We start from the raw sequence: 18,343 nt of genomic DNA, 5'->3' as shown, positions 1-18,343 counted from the left end.
CAAAATGGTTGGTGTCGGAATAATAGGCTGTGGTGCAATTGCCCAAACACATGCTAAAGTAGTTCAAACATTGGAGGACGCCCAGCTAGTCGCTTGCTGTGATATAAATCAGACAATTGGTCTCACTTTTGCAGAACAATTCTCTTGTATTTTTCATCAAGATTTCAATCGACTACTAGCAATGACAGAGGTCGAATTGGTAATCATTTGTACCCCTCATGATTTACATCAGACAATGAGTATCGCTGCACTGAACGCACAAAAACATGTTCTTTGTGAAAAGCCAATGGCAACAACACTCCAAGCAACTGAAGAATTGATTTCTATCATAGAAAAACAATCCACACTTTACCATGTTTGCTATCAAAATCGACTGAATCCAACTTATTTACTACTCAAAAAACAGCTAGCAGACAACAAATACGGTAAAGTTACTGGTATCAAATGCGAACTGGCTTGGGAAAGAACTCCGAGCTACTATCAATCAGATTGGAAAGGAACGTGGCAACGAGAAGGGGGAGGTGTGCTGATCAATCAAGCGATCCACATGATTGATGCTGTTACTTGGTTAGTTGGCACACCCGAGAAAATCAAAGGGAAAATCATGACTGCTTGTTTAGAGCAAATAATCGAAGTTGAAGATACAGCGATGGCGATTGCCCTATACCATGACGGCACACCATTCGTGATCCAAGCAACGAATAACTATACAGGTAACCCATCACCAAAACTTACCTTTGAATGTGAAAAAGGACAGATTGAACTAACAACAGAACAATTGAAGTTTAACCAACAAGTAATCTTAGAAGATCTGCCACAACATTTAACTTATGCTTCAAAAAGGTATTGGGGGCGTGGACATCAGGCAGTTATTGCTGCCTTTATCAAGGAAATCAATGGACAAACGGACGACCATATAGCAAGTCTCGCCGGAATTGATGCACTTCAATCACTAAAAATTGTTTTAGGTATTTATACTTCTAGTCGGAGGAACGAATGGATTTCGCTAAATAATTAACTTAAAAGCCCCCAAGTTGTAAAAGCTCAATACAACTTGGGGGCTTTAACTCCTATCTTTATTTTCCAGACTCACTTCTCAAAATCTTTTCCATTTTTTTACCTTTAGCTAATTCATCGACCAACTTATCGAGATAGCGAATTTCTTTCATTAAGGAATCTTCCATTTCTTCCACGCGAATGCCACAAATCACGCCAGTAATCAGTGAACGTTTGGGATTCAACAATGGTGCTTCTTCAAAAAAAGTTTCAAAAGTTGCTTCTTTAGCCAATTGGTTCTCTAATTCATCTTGTGTGTAACCTGTTAACCATAAGATAATTTGATCCACTTCTGCTTTTGTTCGCTGTTTCTTCGTCGCTTTTGTGACGTAGTGGGGGTAGACACTGGCAAAACTAGTTGTGTAAATTCGATGTTTAGGCATCTTTTTCCCTCCTGATTGAGATTAATAAAAAGATATTAATTTAAGTAATTGACAACGGTCGACTTAAAGATTGGATAGCTAAGAAAACAAATAAAACAAGCTGATTCAATAAAAATTCAAGCAAAATATTCTGGATATCTTTCCACAACTGACTCTTGCTCGTTCAACATCATATGCAAATGTAAAATCGTTAAAAAGCGAACTTCTTCAGGATTTTTAGCAACTAGTGCGTCAAATAATTGCTGATGCTGGTTTGTGATGTTTTCCCAAGGTAACCCAGAAATCGTCACCCGTAGCCAACGAAATCGTTCTAAATGCGTATTATGGTTATCTAACCAATTCCAAACTTCTTTGCGCTCAGCAATGTCAAAACACGTTTCATGAAATAAATTATCCGCATGAAAAAATCCACGTGCATCTTGTTTTTCAATTGTTTTTTGTTGTAAGTTTAATATTTCTTGTAATCGTTGTTGTGTTTCAGGAGTTAATTTTGTACAACACTCAACCATGATTTGCTGTTCAAGTTGCTCACGTACAAAGCGTGCATTTTGCGCAGAAGCCAAATCAATTTTTGAAATATAGGTACCACTTTGAGGAATCGTATAAACAAGTTCTTGTTGACGCAATTGTATCAAAGATTCACGAATAGGGGTGCGGCCAATGTTAAGTAAGTCTTCTAAACTTTTTTCAGATATTTTGCGTCCTGGTTCTAAATCTGAAAAAATAATTCGTTTTCTAATTTCCTGGTATGCTTGATTTTGCAAGCTATCAATCATGTTCATTCCTCCAACTCCACCATCAATATCTGTTTTATTATAGCAGAAAACCACTTAAAAGTATGTTATGCAACTAGTAGCTCGTTAGTCTATTTTATAAAAAAAGCATGTAACATGTTACGCAAAATGTAACATGTTCTTTTTGTTTTCTATTCCTTTCTTAAACTAGAAAAGCCCTTACAACTTATTAAAAAAACAAGTATGCTCAAAGTGTCAAAAGGATTACTCGAGTATAAACGACAAAAAATAGATAATTGAAGGAGAATGTAAAATGCAAAAACGTGATTTTATCGATACAAATGATTTTTCAAAAGAAGAAGTAGATTACTTGATTGAATTGGGATTGAAATTGAAAGAATCAATTACTAATGGCTACTATCCTCCTTTGTTGAAAAACAAAACGTTAGGAATGATTTTTGAGCAATCTTCTACACGTACCCGTGTATCTTTTGAAACAGCTATGACGCAACTAGGTGGGCACGCACAATACCTAGCGCCTGGACAAATCCAATTAGGTGGACACGAAAGTCTGGGCGATACTTCCCGCGTCTTATCTCGCTTAGTAGATATTTTGATGGCTCGGGTAGAACGTCATGACTCAGTAGTTGAATTAGCTAAAACAGCAACGATTCCTGTAATAAACGGAATGAGCGACTATAATCACCCGACTCAAGAACTAGGTGACATCATCACCATGACAGAACAGCTACCAGCCGGCAAAAAATTAAGTGACTGTAAAGTCGTTTTTGTCGGTGATGCGACACAAGTTTGCGTTTCGTTAATGTTTATTGCTACAAAAATGGGGATGGACTTTGTTCAATTTGGCCCAAAAGGATTCCAAATAAAACCAGAAACATTGGCTATTGGCGAAGCAAATGCACAAGTATCTGGCGGAAGCGTGTTAATTACTGAAGACGCTGATCTTGCTATGAAAGATGCAGACTTTGTTTATACAGATGTTTGGTATGGTTTGTATGAAGCGGAACTATCTGAAGAAGAACGGATGAACGTATTTTATCCAAAATATCAAGTCAATGCAGACTTAATGAAAAAAGCGGCCTCACATGCTAAATTTATGCATTGTCTACCCGCTACCCGTGGAGAAGAAGTAACTGATGAAGTATTAGATGCACCTTACTCAGTGGTACTGGACGAAGCCGAAAACAGATTAACAGCGATGCGGGCTTTGCTAGTTTACTTCTTAAATCCTTACTTAAACTATGCGAGTGAAGCAGTAGTCACAACATACAATAGTGAATTTGAACGTTTATTACGTCAAACAAAACAATACGAACGCAAAAACTAAGGCTAGAAAGGAGCAAGGATAATGGAAAAAAAGAAGTTCCGATTATTTGACGCTGTATTAATGGCAGTTGTGGTTATCCTGGTAGTAGAATCTGCTGCCCCCGCCGCAGCAATTGGCTCCTCACAATTTTTTTGGTGGGGGTTACTACTGATTTTATTCTTCTTACCTTATGGATTAATTTCTGCAGAGTTAGGTACAACTTATGAAGGCGACGGCGGAATTTATGATTGGGTAAAGAAAGCTTTTGGTCGACGTTGGGGTGGAAGAGTTGCCTGGTTTTATTGGATCAACTTTCCTATTTGGATGGCAAGCTTAGCCGTTTTGTTCCAAGAAGTCCTATCACAAATTTTTCAAATTCAGCTTCATTTATTTGTAACTATTGGAATCCAGTTGCTCTTCATTTGGGTCGTTACTTTTATTAGTTGTTATCCTGTGAGTGACAGTAAATGGATTTTGAATCTTGCCGCTTTTGCGAAAGTTGCCATCATGATTTGTTTAGGTGTTCTGGGTATCTATCATGCGGTAACGAAAGGTGTAGCAAACGATTTTTCAGGAGCAGCTTTACTTCCAAAAATGGATATTAAGAGCCTTAGCTTTCTTTCAGTTATTCTATTTAACTTTTTGGGATTCGAAGTGGTAACTACTATGGCAAGCGACATGGATAATCCGAAAAAGCAAATTCCGCAATCAATTATCTATGGTGGAATACTTATTGCATTCTTTTATCTATTTGCGGCATTTGGTATGGGCGCAGCGGTTCCTGCCGATGAATTATCTGCATCAGGCGGCTTAATCGACAGCTTTATCTTATTAGTCGGTGGCTTGAATCCGTTTGTAGTGATTATTGGCTTATTATTTATGTATACTTTAGCTGCCAATTTGATTTCATGGTCTTTAGGTGTGAATTATGTTGCTTTATACGCAGCAAAGAATAACGATATGCCTGCGATTTTTGCACGTGTAAATTCCAAAAATGAAATGCCCGTTGGTGCTTCTTTACTTAACGGAATCATTGCAACATTGCTTGTTGTCGCCGCACCAATGATCCCCAACGAAAATATTTTTTGGGCATTCTTTTCATTAAATGTCGTTGCATTATTGTTATCATATATCATGATGTTCCCAGCATTTTTAAAACTACGCAAAACAGATCCCGATACACCTCGACCATTCAAAGTTCCTGGACCAACATGGTTTCTTCGAATTCTGACTTATGTTCCATTTACTTTACTGGTCTTAACTTTAATTTTCTCAGTCGTACCACTTGATAATAGTCCAGAAGAAATTTCCGGAAAAATTCCGGTATTGATAGGTACAATTCTTGTAGCATTGATTGGTGAAATAATGATAAAACACGCAGGAAAAACGTTAGAAAAAGGAGTTCATTCTCATGAAAACAATTGATAGTACCCCAAAACAAGATGGCTTTTGGATGCCTGGCGAATTTGAAAACCATGAGGGCGTTTATATTTTATGGCCCCAACGATCAGATAATTGGCGCAATGGTGGAAAGCCAGCACAACAAACATTTGTTGAAGTAGCCAAAGCAATTGCTGCCTTCGAACCAGTAACCGTGGGAGCAAATCCTGACCAATATAATAATGCACGTCATTTACTACCGGAAGAAATCAGAGTAGTTGAAATCGCTAATGATGATGCATGGGTACGTGACTGTGGCCCAACATTTGTTAAAAGTAGTAGTGGTGAAGTCCGCGGTGTCGATTGGTCATTCAATGCGTGGGGCGGATTGGAAGATGGTCTTTATTTCCCATGGGATAAAGACGATCAAGTCGCTCAAAAAATTTGTGAAATCGAACGTAAAGATCGTTATCGGTTAGATAGTTTTGTTTTAGAAGGCGGCTCAATCCACGTCGATGGAGAGGGTACCTTATTAACAACGGAAGAGTGTCTACTTTCAAACGGACGGAATCCTCAATTATCTAAGGAACAAATTGAACATGTTTTAAAAGAACAGTTAGCCGTTGAAAAAATTATTTGGCTGAAACGTGGAATCTATCTAGATGAAACGAATGGTCACGTTGACAATATTGCTAATTTTGTTAAGCCAGGTGAAGTGGTTCTTGCTTGGACAGACGACATAGCTGATCCGCAGTATGAAATTTCTCAAGAATGCTTGAATATTTTAGAAAACGAAACAGATGCCAAAGGGCGGAAGTTGGTCGTTCATAAAATGTATGTACCAAATCCTGTTACGATTACTAAAGAAGAAAGCTTAGGTGTAGACGCTGTAGCAGGTACCTTGCCAAGAGAAGAGGGCGACCGTTTAGCTGCTAGTTATGTTAATTATTATACGGCTAATGGCGGAATCGTCTTTCCATTATTTGGTGACCCTATGGATCATGAGGCAGAAAAACTTTTAGCAAAATTATATCCAGATCGTGTAATTAGCGGGGTTCCTGCACGAGAAATCCTTTTAGGCGGAGGAAATATTCACTGTATCACTCAACAGATACCTAGTAGCCACTAAAAGATACAATGAAATGATTTAACAAGTTAAAAGGAGAGGACGGAGGATTCGCAAACAGGTTTGTTTCGAATCCTCGTTTTTTGCTATACTAATAGGAGAAGAGGAGTTGTCCAAATGAAAATCGAACACAGTACCCCGAAGCAAGATGGTTTTCGCTTGCCAGCAGAAACAGTTCCTCATGAGGAATGTTTTATGATTTGGCCGGAGAGAACTGATAATTGGCGAAATGGTGCAAAGCCAGCTCAACTTACTTATGCAGAAGTTGCACAAACTATTGCGAAATTCGAACCAGTGACAATGCTTGTATCAAAAAGACAATACAAAAATGCTCGTCATTTACTTAACGAAAACATCCGTGTTTTAGAAATGAGTTCAGATGATGCATGGATCAAGGATACAGGTCCAGTCTACGTCATGGACACGTCAGAAAATCTTCGTGCTGTAGACTTTCGATTCAATGCGTGGGGCGGATTGTTAGACGGGCTGTTTTTCCCTTGGGATCAAGATGATTTATTGGCAGAAAAAATTTGTAATTGGCAACGATTAGACTATTATTCCTTAGCAAATTTCGTACTAGAAGGTTGCTCCATTCACAGCGATGGGGAAGGAACAATTTTTACTACGGAAGAATGTCTCCTATCTGAAGGAAGGAATCCGCAATTTACTAAAACACAAATCGAAGAAATCCTTTTGGAGTATTGCGGAGCTCAAAAAATCATCTGGCTTCCACATGGCTTCTTTTTAGATGAAACAAATGGTGATATTGATAATTTGTTGAATATCGTTCGCCCCGGTGAACTCGTCCTTAATTGGTGCGATGATCCAGAAGACCCAATGTATGAAATTGTACGAGAAGCTTATATGTACTTATCAAAAGTAACAGATGCCCAGGGACGGGGACTACAAATTCATAAAATGCCTTTACCGCAAGCAATGTACATTACTGAAGAAGAAAGTCAAGGAGTAGACCCAGTAAATGGTATGCTTCCACGCTTTCCTGGAGATCGATTAACAGCTAGTTATGTTAGTTATTATACGGCAAATCAAGGCGTAATCTATCCTGTATTTGACGACCCTAATGACCAAAAAGCACATAAAATACTGAAAGACTTGTATCCTGGATATGAGGTCATCGGAGTTCCTGCACGAGAGATTCTTTTAGGTGGAGGAAATATCCACTGTATTGCTCAGGCACTACCAAAACATAGAAAGTAGGATGATTATGGATTTCTATGAAATTGTTAATTCCCATCTAGCAGAACTGACAAAAAATGAACGGGTTTTGTTTGATTATGTTATCTCAAACTTGAATGTCATCAAAAATAAAAGTATTAGAGAAGTTTCTGAAGAATGCTTTGTTTCAACCACGACTTTTTTGCGTTTCGTTAGAAAAATAGGTTTTAGTGGTTATAGTGAATTTTCAACAGTTATCAAATACACTTTATTAACAAAAAATGATGTTCCTCAACAAAGTCCATTTGTGGTTTCTCAAAGAGATTATCGGGAAGAATACTTAAAAAATTTAATTGAGTCCGTTCGTGTAATGGATAGTGATAAAATCAAAAAAATTGTTTTGGCCATGCAGGAAAAACCAAAAATCTTTTTATTCGCCAAAGGAATGAGCAAAGAAATTATGGGCTATATCAAATATCTCTATACTACAGCTGGATTTTTTGTCATCTTTCCAGAAGATCAACAAACAAGAACAATTGCTTTACAACAAGCTGAATCAAAAGATTTGGTTTTCGTTTTTAGTTATCGTGGTGAGGACAATGAGTTAATTACCTTGATTCGAAAGTTGAAAGAGCAGTCACATCCCTTGATTGTATCAATCACCGGTGCCGACAATAACCTGATGCAAAACACAAGCGATATCAATCTCTACTTATTTACAGATGAATTGTACCTTAATCAACTAAATCTTACTTCGCATATCTCGATGATTGCCTTGATGGAGCTGTTGCTTTATCAATATATCGAAGGCTGTGATCCCCAGGACTATCATCTGGTATTTCGTTGAATCAACTACCTTTAGAGCTTAGAACAACATGTTCTTCGTGTCTATAGGTAGTTTCTTTTTTGGTAAAAAGTTTCAGTTTTTTGCGATAAACAGGCTTTTTTCTGGTACAAACTGCCAATTTTCAGTCGTTCGCTTATCAAAGAATCATTTTCATGGTTCAATGAGGCCACAACAATCTATGAAAATGAAATTTCAATTAAAAGGGTGAACAATATGAAGTTAGCGATAATTGGCTCTGGCAAAATTGTACAAGACTTTTTAACAATTACAAAAGACTTACCTCAAATCGAATTAGAAGCAATCGTCGGAACAAAAAGAAGTAAAGAGACATTAGAAGAACTACAAAAAAAATATGGAATCAAAAACTGTTTTACTGACTATGAACAATGTTTAAGGGAAGATACGTTTGATACTGTTTATGTTGCTGTCCCCAATCACTTACATTTTTCTTTTACAAAAAAAGCATTGTTAGCTGGGAAAAATGTCATTTGTGAAAAACCATTTACTACTGATTATCAACAATTTTTAGAATTAAAACACTTAGCGGAAAGCAAACAAAAATTTTTGCTTGAAGCAATTACAAACCAATACCTGGAGAATTATTTGGAAATCAAGAAACAACTGTCTTCCTTAGGAGAGATAAAGCTAATCGAATGCAACTATTCTCAATATTCTTCACGATATGATGCGTTTAAAAACGGAGAGATTGCGCCTGCTTTCGATGCTCAAAAAGGTGGAGGAGCATTGATGGATCTTAACATTTACAATGTCCACTTTGTTGTAGGACTATTAGGAAAACCATTAGAAGTCTATTATTTTCCACATATGGAAAAAGAGGTTGATACTTCTGGCATTTTAGTGTTGCAATATAAGGAATATCAAGCAGTTTGTATCGCGGCTAAGAATTCTGATGCACCCGTTCGCTCAGTTATTCAAGGTGAAAATAGGTCGATTGTAGTTGACAGTCCTGCCAATGTTCTAACTTCCTTTGGTATCTATCAAAAAAATCAACTCTTAGAAACTATTTCTGCGAATAGTCACGCACATAGAATGTATCAAGAATTTGCAATGTTTGATCAGATGATTCAAAGTAAAGATTTTTTTGCCATGCAAAAACAATTAAAACATAGTGAAACTGTCATGTGGGTGATTGACCAGGCAAAATTATCAACGAAATCAAGAAATTAATTCCTCGCATCAATTTTTTAAAAAAACTGCAAACAAAACTATCTGTCTCTAAAACAGTTTTACATTTCTACTTGTTTCAAAGACAGATAGTTTTCTGCTTAGTCCAGCTGCTTAATATTACATTTCTGGTGCTAGATTGTTTAAATACATATCCCACAACCAATTAAACAACTCACTTAAATAATTTGATTCATCTGTTAATTCGACGATAAAGCATGGTTTCGTCGTACTCGGCAAAATTTCTGAAAAGCTAGTGATAAACAAATCGATTTCTGAATGGTCAGTTACTGATAGTTCATAGTCAACAAATTGCAATTGTGATAAAAACAAAACAATATTCTGTAATATTTTTTGATTAATCATAGGAATAATTGCAACTTTCACTCGTCTATCTTTGATTTTTTTCTGGAAGTAAGGATAGAGGATAAAACTTAAATCTTCAAGTAATTCTTTTTTACGATCTTTAAAAATAAAAAAGGACGTTTTTTGAAAATATTGCTCAAAATAATGACCTAAAATCTCTATTAACTTTTGATACCCCGGTGTTTCTGAATGACTAGAAACGCCATCAAACCCATAGAATTTGGGTAGTTTTCCCCCATTAGTATAGTGAGAAAATAGCGTAGAAAATAGATTTGCACGGATAAGCAGTTCTTCTTCTTCAGTCAGATTTTCAGGTAAGATTTTTTTTGAATAAAATGAATTAAATTCTATCAAAAACCTGTGAAATTGCTGTTCTCTCTTTTCTAAATTTTGATAAAAATCAACTAAAATAGTTAAGCGAGAATCAACCGGTGATGCATAGTAGAACGAAAAAACAAATACATATTTCAAAAAATTAATGTGATAAATAATCTGATAGGGATCCTTAATAAACTGAGAAAAATATTGTTGTAAAACGGGATTAGCGTCAAAATAAATCAATTCATTTCCTTCAAATTCATCCAATTCATACCCTTGTAAACTTCGAATTTTCATAATCGTTAACATTAATCGGATTGCTTTTGGATGAACATGAGAAAAGTTAAAAAAATCAAAGTCTTTTAAAAGTTCTTTTTCATTATAATACGGTAAATCAAGTTCTTCGTTTGTGAGCACATCATCTCCAGTGGAGCCTAACCAAATCACATAAAAAAAAAGCAGTTGAATGTTGCTTTCTTCTCCAAAAATTTTCATTTTAGAAAAGTTAAGTTTTACATTCAAATCATCTAAGCACACTTTAGTCGTTTGTAATGCTCTGATTGCAGTCGAGCGACTGATATAGTTTTCTTCTAAAAAATCTTCAATCGTTTGTTCTGGTCTTGTCAATATAGAAAGTAAAAATTGATAGGGTAGAGAACACTTAATCAAAAACTGTAAATATATATTGTAATTATAGCCTTTAGTGTGCCAATTAACTCGTCCGCTCTCATCCCAAACACTCTTATCAAAGAGCGTAATCATGTCACGATCAAATGACTGGATCAACGATTGAGTGGCTGGAAAAGATAGTTTGAATTCTTTAGCTAAATAGGAAATGGAACAAGAAGCATTCTGTGAATTAAGGATCTGAAAAACTGCTAACTTTCGCCTGTCATAATCATTAAGAACCACAAATTCAAACATAATGAACTCTCTCCTTCTTTATTTTTGACCAGATTTCTTACATAATCCATCAACTTTCTGACAAAAAAATTAAACTATATCGTTTTTTATAACAAAAAACATTTTAAATATTAATTATATTTTAATACAAATGAAGGATTTACAGAAATATTACGCACTTTTAATCCATAAATTTTTACCTTATCAAAATATAACTCATACTAACTATGTGTTATGCGATCATCATTACATCACACCATTATCATAGTTTGTGAATATTTTATAAATCAAAAAACAAAATGTGTTACATTTTTGAAAAAATAACATACAAAAAAACGACCATCCCCTTTAAACCGCATATTGTTAACTTTTGCTATAACATAATTCCGTTGCTAAACTTCAAATTGTAGAGGGAACATTTTTCATGTTTGTGAATTTGGAGGGAGGGGAGTCGGAATGAATCGTAAAGTAAAACTAGTTAGCTTCTTATGGATTGGTGTTTTGTTGCTAAGTATTTTTAGTCAGTTGTTAGGGATTTCTAGTTTAATTCATGCAGAAGAGACCACCGAATTTCGAGAAATTGCAACCAGTCAACAGTTGAAACTTGAGGGGAAAGATTCAATTGCCACAGAAGATGGCTCAGAAGGTACCAAGAACTGGACCTTGAGATATCATAAACAAGTAAGTGAAGAAAAGCAAACAACCTTACAACTAAAAGTTACCGCTGAAGATCAGCCAATTAAACAAGTAACGCAAACAGATTTTATAGAAATTGAAAATGGCTGGATTGAAGAAGTTCATGATGCCGAAATGAATACAATCGAATTTCAAACAGCTATTGAACAATCAGCTATCCAAATTCAAATAAAATTATTAGATGAGCAAGGAAAGATTTTAGAAGAAACAGCTCAAGCAATTGAGTTCCAATCAAGCATTGATCCCTCTATAAATGGTCAACAAACGAATGAATCTACTGATGAACAGGAAGAAATTAAGAAAGAAAATGATACAACTGTTCAAGAAAATACGTTAGGCACGGATGGCTCAGAACAAGCGAAGGAATCTGAGGAAGATAAAACTTCAGAAAAAGAGCAAACAGCAGATACTGAAGCTGCTCAACCTTCTGATGAAAAGGCACTTCCATTGATTACTGCAGCACCATTTGCTATGACACCTTTAGCAGGAAATCCGGTCAATGTCGATCCATTTAATTACGTTAATGATGCGTTAGGAACGTATCCAGAACACTCGACAAATAATTACACGACCAATGACTCTTCCACATTTATCAAGAACTATGATTTTAGTACAGAGAAAACAGAGGGGACTTCATCAATAAATAATATCATTGATAGCAATCCGCTGAACTTTACTAATGGTTATCATGATTATGGTGATGGAGCAATTAAAAAAATTGTTATTCCAACTAGTAACCCAAATCAATTTAAAGTCCAATTAGATGTAATTGGGGATGCACTGGAAACAAATCAACCGATTGATATCTCTTTAGTATTAGATAAGTCGAGCTCAATGGTTCAAGAAACTGTTCCTGAAGGGATGACTCGTTGGGTCGCCTTACAAGACGCAGTGACTACATTTGCAAATGATTTGCTTGGACCCGGCAATGATGGAAATATTCGTTTAGGACTAGCAGCATTTGGTTCTACACGTATGCAAATCAACAATAATTCAGTCGATGTTCCATATGGAGAGATTGGGAAATTTGGTTCTAGTGGTTTCACAACAAGTCCATCAGCAATTACCAGTCACACAATCTATACTGCGACACCTGATACTTCTGGTACACCAACTTACCTTGGTCTTGATGCAGGTTATGCAATGCTAACAAATCCAAGTTATGGAACTAGGAGTGAAGCAGCAAAAGTCCTAATCGTTTTAACTGATGGTGAACCTACTTTTTCACCAAATCAAAATTATTTGAATCTGACAAATAACCTACTCAGTTTGAATCAAACAAATCTAGGCAATTCTGAACGCTACTATGCACGAATGAACAATACGAATTACTACAACGGAAACGGAACATCGTCAACTGGACATGTTACACCAACAGTTGATTATGTTAATCAAAGAGCTACGCATCCAGCAAATCAAAATATCATAAAATACTCAATTGGTTTTGCTACAGGTGAGACTGCTGAAAGTGTCTTAACAGCCATTGGGAAAAATGGTTATTTCACCGCAAATAATCGTGAACAGCTGATTCAGGTTTTAAAAACATTGAGTACTACTTTCTCAGCTACGCTCCAACAAGCAACGGTTACAGATCCAATGAGTGACTATGTCAATTTGATTGGTGATGTAAGTTCTTTTGCCTTGAAAGTTGATAATGGGTTGACTGTTATTCCATCTACAAGTGGTAGTTATCCGTCATTTGCACAACAAGTCCAAGTTGCCATCAATGGAAGTACGATCAACTTATCAAATATGAATCTAGGAAAGACAGAGACTGGACGAGAAGGTTATCGAATCGAATACCTGGTTGAAGTAAAAGAAGCCTATCGCGATGGCCTGTTTTATCCGGCGAATAAGACAACCTATGTAACAAATAATCGAACAACAACGCCAGATTATCTTCATTTCGCAATTCCATCTGTAAAAGTTCCAGTAACCACATTTGATATCCAGGCGAAAAAAATCTGGGAAGATGAATCTAATCAATGGAATTTACGTGAAGACATCACCTTACAATTACAAGAAAAAAATCAAGATGGTAACTGGGTAGATGTCCCAAACCAACACTTATCGGTACCAAAAGGAGCTACGTCGACAGAAGGAATATTCACTGATGTGGTCGCACTTCGAAATGGTCAACTTATCGAATACCGTATCATCGAAAAAGTCGGCGAAGCAAATCACGTCACTGGGTACAGCGCACCGACATACGCACCAGCATCAACTACAAAAGAAACAAATCAAACATTAACCGTTACAAATACTTTGCTGAAAAAAGGAATCAGTTTTATCAAAGTCGGTGAGGATCATGAAACACCACTTGCGGGGGCAAAATTTGGTATTTATCAGAAGTCTGCGCCAACTGTTCTTCTTGCTGAGGCAACTTCTAATGATTCCGGGTTAGTTCAATTTCCAGCATATCCGATTGGTGAGTATATCATTCGTGAATTAGCTGCACCTGAGGGATATCAAGAAATTGAAGAATTTACGATTTTGGTAAAACAAGAATCTGATTTAAGTTTAAGCGTCACTGGATTCCCTGAAAACAATCAAATCAGTAACCAACTCGTTCCATTTTTACTTGAATTTAAGAAAACAAATGAAACTGGAACACCACTTCTAGGTGCAACTTTCACATTGGAAGGTGAAAATCTATTAGAACCAATTGAAGCAACTTCAGATTTACATGGAGTTGTCCAATTTAGCCAAGGGTTACAACCAGGTGAGTATCTCTTGAAAGAAACGAATGTACCACTTGGATATGAAAACAATCAGGGACCTTGGAAAGTAGTTATTGGTTCAGATAAAGTGATTCAAATTTTTGATAAGGATGAAACACTTCTCTACTCAGAACCCGCTACTTTTGATGAAACTCAAAAACGCTTTATTATTACCGGTTTGACACTGACTAACCGCTTAAAAGACTTTACTTTAGAACTAGAGAAAAAAGATCAAGATGGTCGATTGCTAAATGGTGCAGAGTTCACGCTTACTGGACCAGATAACTATAGTGAAACGATTAAACAAACAGATAGTTCCACATTTATCTTTACTGGCTTACGACCAGGAGAATACAGCCTAGAAGAAACCTTTACCCCAAGTGGTTTTATCGGCTTAACTCAACCAGTTGTGATTGTTATTAGTGATACAGGAAAAGTGACTATTGATGGAGAAGAACAGACAGACGTTCTCACTGTATCAGGTAATATCATCCAATTAGAAGTGACAAACCATGCAAAACAGCCACTTCCAGAAACTGGTGGAATGACAATTATTCCGTATTTAGCACTCGGTAGCACGTTGATGTTGAGTTTTTACATTTATTTAAGAAGAAGAGGGGGTAGAGCATGATGAAACAACTACTTTCCCGATTAAGCATTGTCCTAGTTTCACTTCTCTCTGTCTTCATGATGGCGCAAATTAATTCAACCGAAGTTCATGCAGAAACTGAGGCTTCTTCAACAATCACGTTACACATTCACAAACTGTTGTTTGACCATGAAGCAGATATTGATGAACAACACAATGATGGTGAAACAAATCCTTTTGAAGAACCGATTGGACTCCAGAACTTTGAAGGTTTAAATGATGTTGAATTTACTGTTTATGAAGTAACAGATATGTATTATGAACAATTAGCAGCCTCAGATTTTGAAAATCAACCAATTGAAGAATTTCGAGCAGCATTTCTTAGACACATGCAAACGGCGGATGTTGAAGCATTGACCAAATACGTTGGTGTTACCCAAACACAGGGAAATGAAAAGGGGATTGCTTCCTTTGAACTTCCTGCTAAAAAAGGGGATAAGGATAGTGTTTTCTTCATCAAAGAAACGAATCATCCACCAACTGTCAATTCTATCACTCGCCCCATGTTAGTTGTTTTACCAGTATTTGATAATAATGGGAATGAATTACAAACCATTCGAATTTTCCCAAAAAGTCGAGCAACCAGAACAATTCCACCAACACTAACGAAAAAAATCAATGGTGAGAAAATCGACTTTGAATTTGGTGAACCAATCGACTATCAGTCAACACTGACCGTTCCATCAGATATTGCTAATTACGAAAGCTTTGTTGTGACTGATATACCGGATGACTCTTTGATGCTAATTCAAAAAGCAACTGCCGAAGAAACAGTCTCAATTTCGCTTAGTCAACCTGAAACGCGTCCGTTTTATACATTCACTTCGATTTCAGAGCGCGGATTCACTGTCGCATTTGATCCAAAGGTTTTAGCAGACCATGTTGGTGAAAAAATCACTTTTTCTTATCAAATGTTGATCCAAGAAAATAATTTAAATCAGTCTGATTTCTTGAATCGAATCTCACTAATAGTTGATGGTGAGAAAAAAATTGAAGTAACGACAACCGTCGAAACAGGAGGGAAATACTTTGTAAAAGTTGATGCAACAGATGAATCAAAAAAATTAACGGGTGCAGAGTTTGTCGTACTAAATGATAAAGGAGAATATTTAGCACGTGCAGATGGAAAAAACATCTGGATTGATGCAACGAAAGTACCAACTTCTTATGAAAATCTAGTGAAATTAGTCTCTGACACAAACGGTTTGTTTTGGATCAATGGATTACGTTATGGCAACTACCAACTATTAGAAATCAAGTCCCCAGAAGGTTACCTTCTAAATAAAGAAAAAGTGCCATTTGTTGTTGCAAAAGGAACGTTTACACAACAAGAAAACCAAACTTTAAAAATTGTAAATCAACAGGAAACAGTCAAAAAAGGTATACCAGCTACGCCCGTTGTTCCAACGGCTTCAATTGCTACACCAAGCAAATTTGGAAAAGATTTACCTAAAACGGCAGATCAATTCAATAATTATCTATTAGCAGCTGGTTTACTCATGATAGCAAGTGCAGGTTATTTGTTGGTCAAGCAACACAATCATGGAGTGAAAAAAAAGAATGGGAGTGAGAAAAATGAATAAGCAAAAGAAAGTATTTACCTGGGTTCTTTCACTTTTACTAATGTTACCGTTGTTTTTAGGGTTGGGAAGTGCTGTTTATGCCGTTGAAGAAGGCGACACTGAAACAGAGCAAACTGTTACACTACACAAACTTGCTTTTGATACGCTACCCGAGTCAATTCAAAATACTGGTGATGAGATGACTTGGCCAAACTCGACACCATTAAGTGGTGCAGGTTTTACAGCATATGATGTAACGAGCATTTACTGGGCTGCTTATGATGGCGCAAGTGGTACACATGAAGAACGAGTGACTGAAGCTACCGATGCTGCAATTGCAGCAGATACTACTGGGTTAGCATCTCATGAATTTGCACTAACTGACTCAAGCGGTATTTCTTCACTCGCCTTACCAACACAATCAGATGGACGAAATGCTGTTTATCTATTTAAAGAAACGACTACTCCCGCTGGTGCGATTGCTGAGAAATCAGTGCCATTCGTGGTCGGATTACCCGTAACTGATGAAGGTGGAAACAATCGTCCGGTTGTTCATCTTTATCCAAAAAATGAATACAAGACCTCAGACCTAACATTCAAAAAATATGGTGTAGGACTAGATGCTGAGGGAAATCAAGCAAATCCAGTCGCATTAAAAGACGCTGGGTTCATTCTAAAAGATCAAACATCAGGAATGTATTACCAAGCAAGCACAGGCAAATTTGACGGAACAGTTGATGCAGCAACAATTCTTTTCTCGGATGCATCTGGCCAAGTTACTGTTGAAGATTTGATTTTAGCTGATGGCGGTATTTATGAATTTTATGAAGTAGACACACCGGTTGCAACAAGTCAACTTAAAACAGGAGCAGAAATTTATCACTATTTGAATAATCCAGTTGTTACAGCCTTTGCAACTCGTAATGCAAGTGATGGTTCAATGGCGATCAAATACTCACATTACAACGAATTCCAAGTGCTATTAACTGATAAAGGAAATGCATCTGCATACAACTACAAAGTTCCTGAACCTAAAAAAGAAGCAGATGATGTAGATGTAGATGTAGATCAAATCGTCACCTTTACAATCACACAACAAATTCCTAAAGATGTAGCGCAATTTACGAAATTCGATTTAGTTGATACGTATCATTCATCACTGGAACTTGTTTCTACAGCAGATGAAATTCTTTCAAGCATCAAAATTGATGGCGCAGCCACTGGAGATGTGACCGCAACTATTGCTGACATTACAGCTAACCCATTTATTGTTAGCTTCACACCAGCTGAGTTAGCAAACCATGCAGGTAAAATATTAACTTTTGAAGTTCAAATGAAAATCAAACCAGGCGCTCCACTAGCAACAGCAATCGACAACCAAATCAAGTTTGACAATAATTTTATTCCAAAAACAGCCCAGGAAGAAGTAAAGACTTTTGGTAAGAAATTTGTCAAAAAAGATGCGGATACAAAACAAACACTTGCTGGAGCAGAATTTGTAGTTAAGCGCGGTGAGGCCTTCTTAAAAATGACAGACGGAAAAGTTAGTTGGGTTGCTACACAAGGAGATGCAACAGTTTTTCAATCAAATGACCAAGGCGTAATTGAAGTTTTCGGTATTGCTAAAACAGATGAACTTGGTGCTGATATCGTTTATCAATTGGTGGAAATAAAAGCTCCTGATGGTTATGTTTTACCAAATACACCAACAAACTTTGTCGCAGATAATGGAAAAGTTGAACTCGTTGTAGTGAATAAGACAAAAGGTAAGTTACCGATTACCGGTGGTATGGGGATTACTGTTTTCCTAGCTGCTGGACTAACAGCTGTCCTATCTGCTGGTTATTATTTTAAAAAACGAAAATCAGAATAATAAGATGTAGCTGTAATAAATTTGGCACGAGTGGTAGGTAAG

At 36.6% G+C, this 18,343-nt stretch carries 13 protein-coding genes; 10 read left to right on the top strand and 3 right to left on the bottom strand.

What is annotated here, in order from left to right; genetic code table 11:
* Positions 1 to 4 precede the first annotated feature (4 nt).
* Complete coding sequence (locus AB3I20_RS01095; RefSeq protein WP_368026838.1) at positions 5 to 1,018, top strand: Gfo/Idh/MocA family protein; 1,014 nt, start codon at positions 5 to 7, stop codon at positions 1,016 to 1,018.
* Positions 1,019 to 1,076: 58 nt separating this feature from the next.
* On the opposite strand, the gene AB3I20_RS01090 is transcribed toward AB3I20_RS01095, so the two are convergent.
* Together AB3I20_RS01090 and AB3I20_RS01085 are read right to left on the bottom strand one after the other, a co-directional pair.
* Positions 1,077 to 1,439, bottom strand: a complete 363-nt coding sequence (locus AB3I20_RS01090) for a DUF2200 domain-containing protein (protein WP_075491530.1) — start codon at positions 1,437 to 1,439, stop codon at positions 1,077 to 1,079.
* A 116-nt stretch (positions 1,440 to 1,555) separates the two neighbouring features.
* The gene (locus AB3I20_RS01085) at positions 1,556 to 2,215 is read right to left on the bottom strand and encodes a GntR family transcriptional regulator (RefSeq protein WP_270345455.1); all 660 of its coding nucleotides are present in this window, start codon (positions 2,213 to 2,215) and stop codon (positions 1,556 to 1,558) included.
* Between the two features lie 271 nt (positions 2,216 to 2,486).
* Between AB3I20_RS01085 and ptcA the strand changes: the two genes are divergently transcribed.
* From ptcA to AB3I20_RS01055, 6 genes are all read left to right on the top strand, one after another.
* Positions 2,487 to 3,521 (top strand): putrescine carbamoyltransferase, encoded by a 1,035-nt coding sequence (ptcA, locus tag AB3I20_RS01080; RefSeq protein WP_075491534.1) that lies wholly within the window; start codon positions 2,487 to 2,489, stop codon positions 3,519 to 3,521.
* A gap of 18 nt (positions 3,522 to 3,539) precedes the next feature.
* The gene (locus AB3I20_RS01075; protein ID WP_071868369.1) at positions 3,540 to 4,925 is read left to right on the top strand and encodes an APC family permease; all 1,386 of its coding nucleotides are present in this window, start codon (positions 3,540 to 3,542) and stop codon (positions 4,923 to 4,925) included.
* Positions 4,912 to 6,009: an agmatine deiminase gene (gene aguA / locus AB3I20_RS01070; RefSeq protein ID WP_067482016.1), complete on the top strand. Its 1,098-nt coding sequence runs from the start codon at positions 4,912 to 4,914 to the stop codon at positions 6,007 to 6,009. Before AB3I20_RS01075 ends, aguA (AB3I20_RS01070) begins: the two co-directional genes overlap by 14 nt.
* Before the next feature lie 114 nt (positions 6,010 to 6,123).
* Positions 6,124 to 7,224: an agmatine deiminase gene (aguA, locus tag AB3I20_RS01065; protein ID WP_071868371.1), complete on the top strand. Its 1,101-nt coding sequence runs from the start codon at positions 6,124 to 6,126 to the stop codon at positions 7,222 to 7,224.
* Positions 7,225 to 7,231: 7 nt separating this feature from the next.
* Positions 7,232 to 8,029, top strand: a complete 798-nt coding sequence (locus tag AB3I20_RS01060; RefSeq protein WP_067482020.1) for a MurR/RpiR family transcriptional regulator — start codon at positions 7,232 to 7,234, stop codon at positions 8,027 to 8,029.
* Positions 8,030 to 8,242: 213 nt separating this feature from the next.
* Positions 8,243 to 9,217, top strand: a complete 975-nt coding sequence (locus AB3I20_RS01055; protein WP_368026837.1) for a Gfo/Idh/MocA family protein — start codon at positions 8,243 to 8,245, stop codon at positions 9,215 to 9,217.
* A gap of 117 nt (positions 9,218 to 9,334) precedes the next feature.
* Here AB3I20_RS01055 and AB3I20_RS01050 read toward each other — a convergent pair whose 3' ends face one another.
* Positions 9,335 to 10,822: a helix-turn-helix domain-containing protein gene (locus AB3I20_RS01050; protein WP_071868374.1), complete on the bottom strand. Its 1,488-nt coding sequence runs from the start codon at positions 10,820 to 10,822 to the stop codon at positions 9,335 to 9,337.
* A 435-nt stretch (positions 10,823 to 11,257) separates the two neighbouring features.
* Between AB3I20_RS01050 and AB3I20_RS01045 the strand changes: the two genes are divergently transcribed.
* Genes AB3I20_RS01045 through AB3I20_RS01035 form a run of 3 tightly spaced genes read left to right on the top strand, consistent with a single transcriptional unit; the run spans position 11,258 to position 18,301 of the window.
* Positions 11,258 to 14,848, top strand: coding sequence for a SpaA isopeptide-forming pilin-related protein (locus AB3I20_RS01045; protein ID WP_368026836.1), 3,591 nt, complete (start codon positions 11,258 to 11,260; stop codon positions 14,846 to 14,848).
* Positions 14,845 to 16,449 carry a SpaH/EbpB family LPXTG-anchored major pilin gene (locus AB3I20_RS01040; RefSeq protein WP_095803645.1) on the top strand — a complete coding sequence of 535 codons (1,605 nt, stop codon included), beginning with the start codon at positions 14,845 to 14,847 and terminating at the stop codon, positions 16,447 to 16,449. Before AB3I20_RS01045 ends, AB3I20_RS01040 begins: the two co-directional genes overlap by 4 nt.
* On the top strand, positions 16,442 to 18,301 hold the full coding sequence (locus AB3I20_RS01035) for a SpaH/EbpB family LPXTG-anchored major pilin (protein WP_368026835.1): 1,860 nt from the start codon (positions 16,442 to 16,444) through the stop codon (positions 18,299 to 18,301). The genes AB3I20_RS01040 and AB3I20_RS01035 overlap by 8 nt, the downstream gene beginning before the upstream one ends.
* Positions 18,302 to 18,343: the final 42 nt, after the last annotated feature.

Origin of the sequence: Enterococcus sp. C50, assembly GCF_040887505.1 — a bacterium.
GTDB classification, from domain to species: domain Bacteria; phylum Bacillota; class Bacilli; order Lactobacillales; family Enterococcaceae; genus Enterococcus_B; species Enterococcus_B thailandicus.
This window is presented reverse-complemented; position numbering and strand designations above follow the sequence as displayed.

Coding starts and splice junctions, on each gene's coding strand:
- AB3I20_RS01095 (WP_368026838.1), top strand. CDS start 5: ATGGTTGGTGTCGGAATAATAGGCTGTGGTGCAATTGCCCAAACACAT.
- AB3I20_RS01090 (WP_075491530.1), bottom strand. CDS start 1,439: ATGCCTAAACATCGAATTTACACAACTAGTTTTGCCAGTGTCTACCCC.
- AB3I20_RS01085 (WP_270345455.1), bottom strand. CDS start 2,215: ATGATTGATAGCTTGCAAAATCAAGCATACCAGGAAATTAGAAAACGA.
- ptcA (WP_075491534.1), top strand. CDS start 2,487: ATGCAAAAACGTGATTTTATCGATACAAATGATTTTTCAAAAGAAGAA.
- aguA (WP_067482016.1), top strand. CDS start 4,912: ATGAAAACAATTGATAGTACCCCAAAACAAGATGGCTTTTGGATGCCT.
- aguA (WP_071868371.1), top strand. CDS start 6,124: ATGAAAATCGAACACAGTACCCCGAAGCAAGATGGTTTTCGCTTGCCA.
- AB3I20_RS01060 (WP_067482020.1), top strand. CDS start 7,232: ATGGATTTCTATGAAATTGTTAATTCCCATCTAGCAGAACTGACAAAA.
- AB3I20_RS01055 (WP_368026837.1), top strand. CDS start 8,243: ATGAAGTTAGCGATAATTGGCTCTGGCAAAATTGTACAAGACTTTTTA.
- AB3I20_RS01050 (WP_071868374.1), bottom strand. CDS start 10,822: ATGTTTGAATTTGTGGTTCTTAATGATTATGACAGGCGAAAGTTAGCA.
- AB3I20_RS01045 (WP_368026836.1), top strand. CDS start 11,258: ATGAATCGTAAAGTAAAACTAGTTAGCTTCTTATGGATTGGTGTTTTG.
- AB3I20_RS01040 (WP_095803645.1), top strand. CDS start 14,845: ATGATGAAACAACTACTTTCCCGATTAAGCATTGTCCTAGTTTCACTT.
- AB3I20_RS01035 (WP_368026835.1), top strand. CDS start 16,442: ATGAATAAGCAAAAGAAAGTATTTACCTGGGTTCTTTCACTTTTACTA.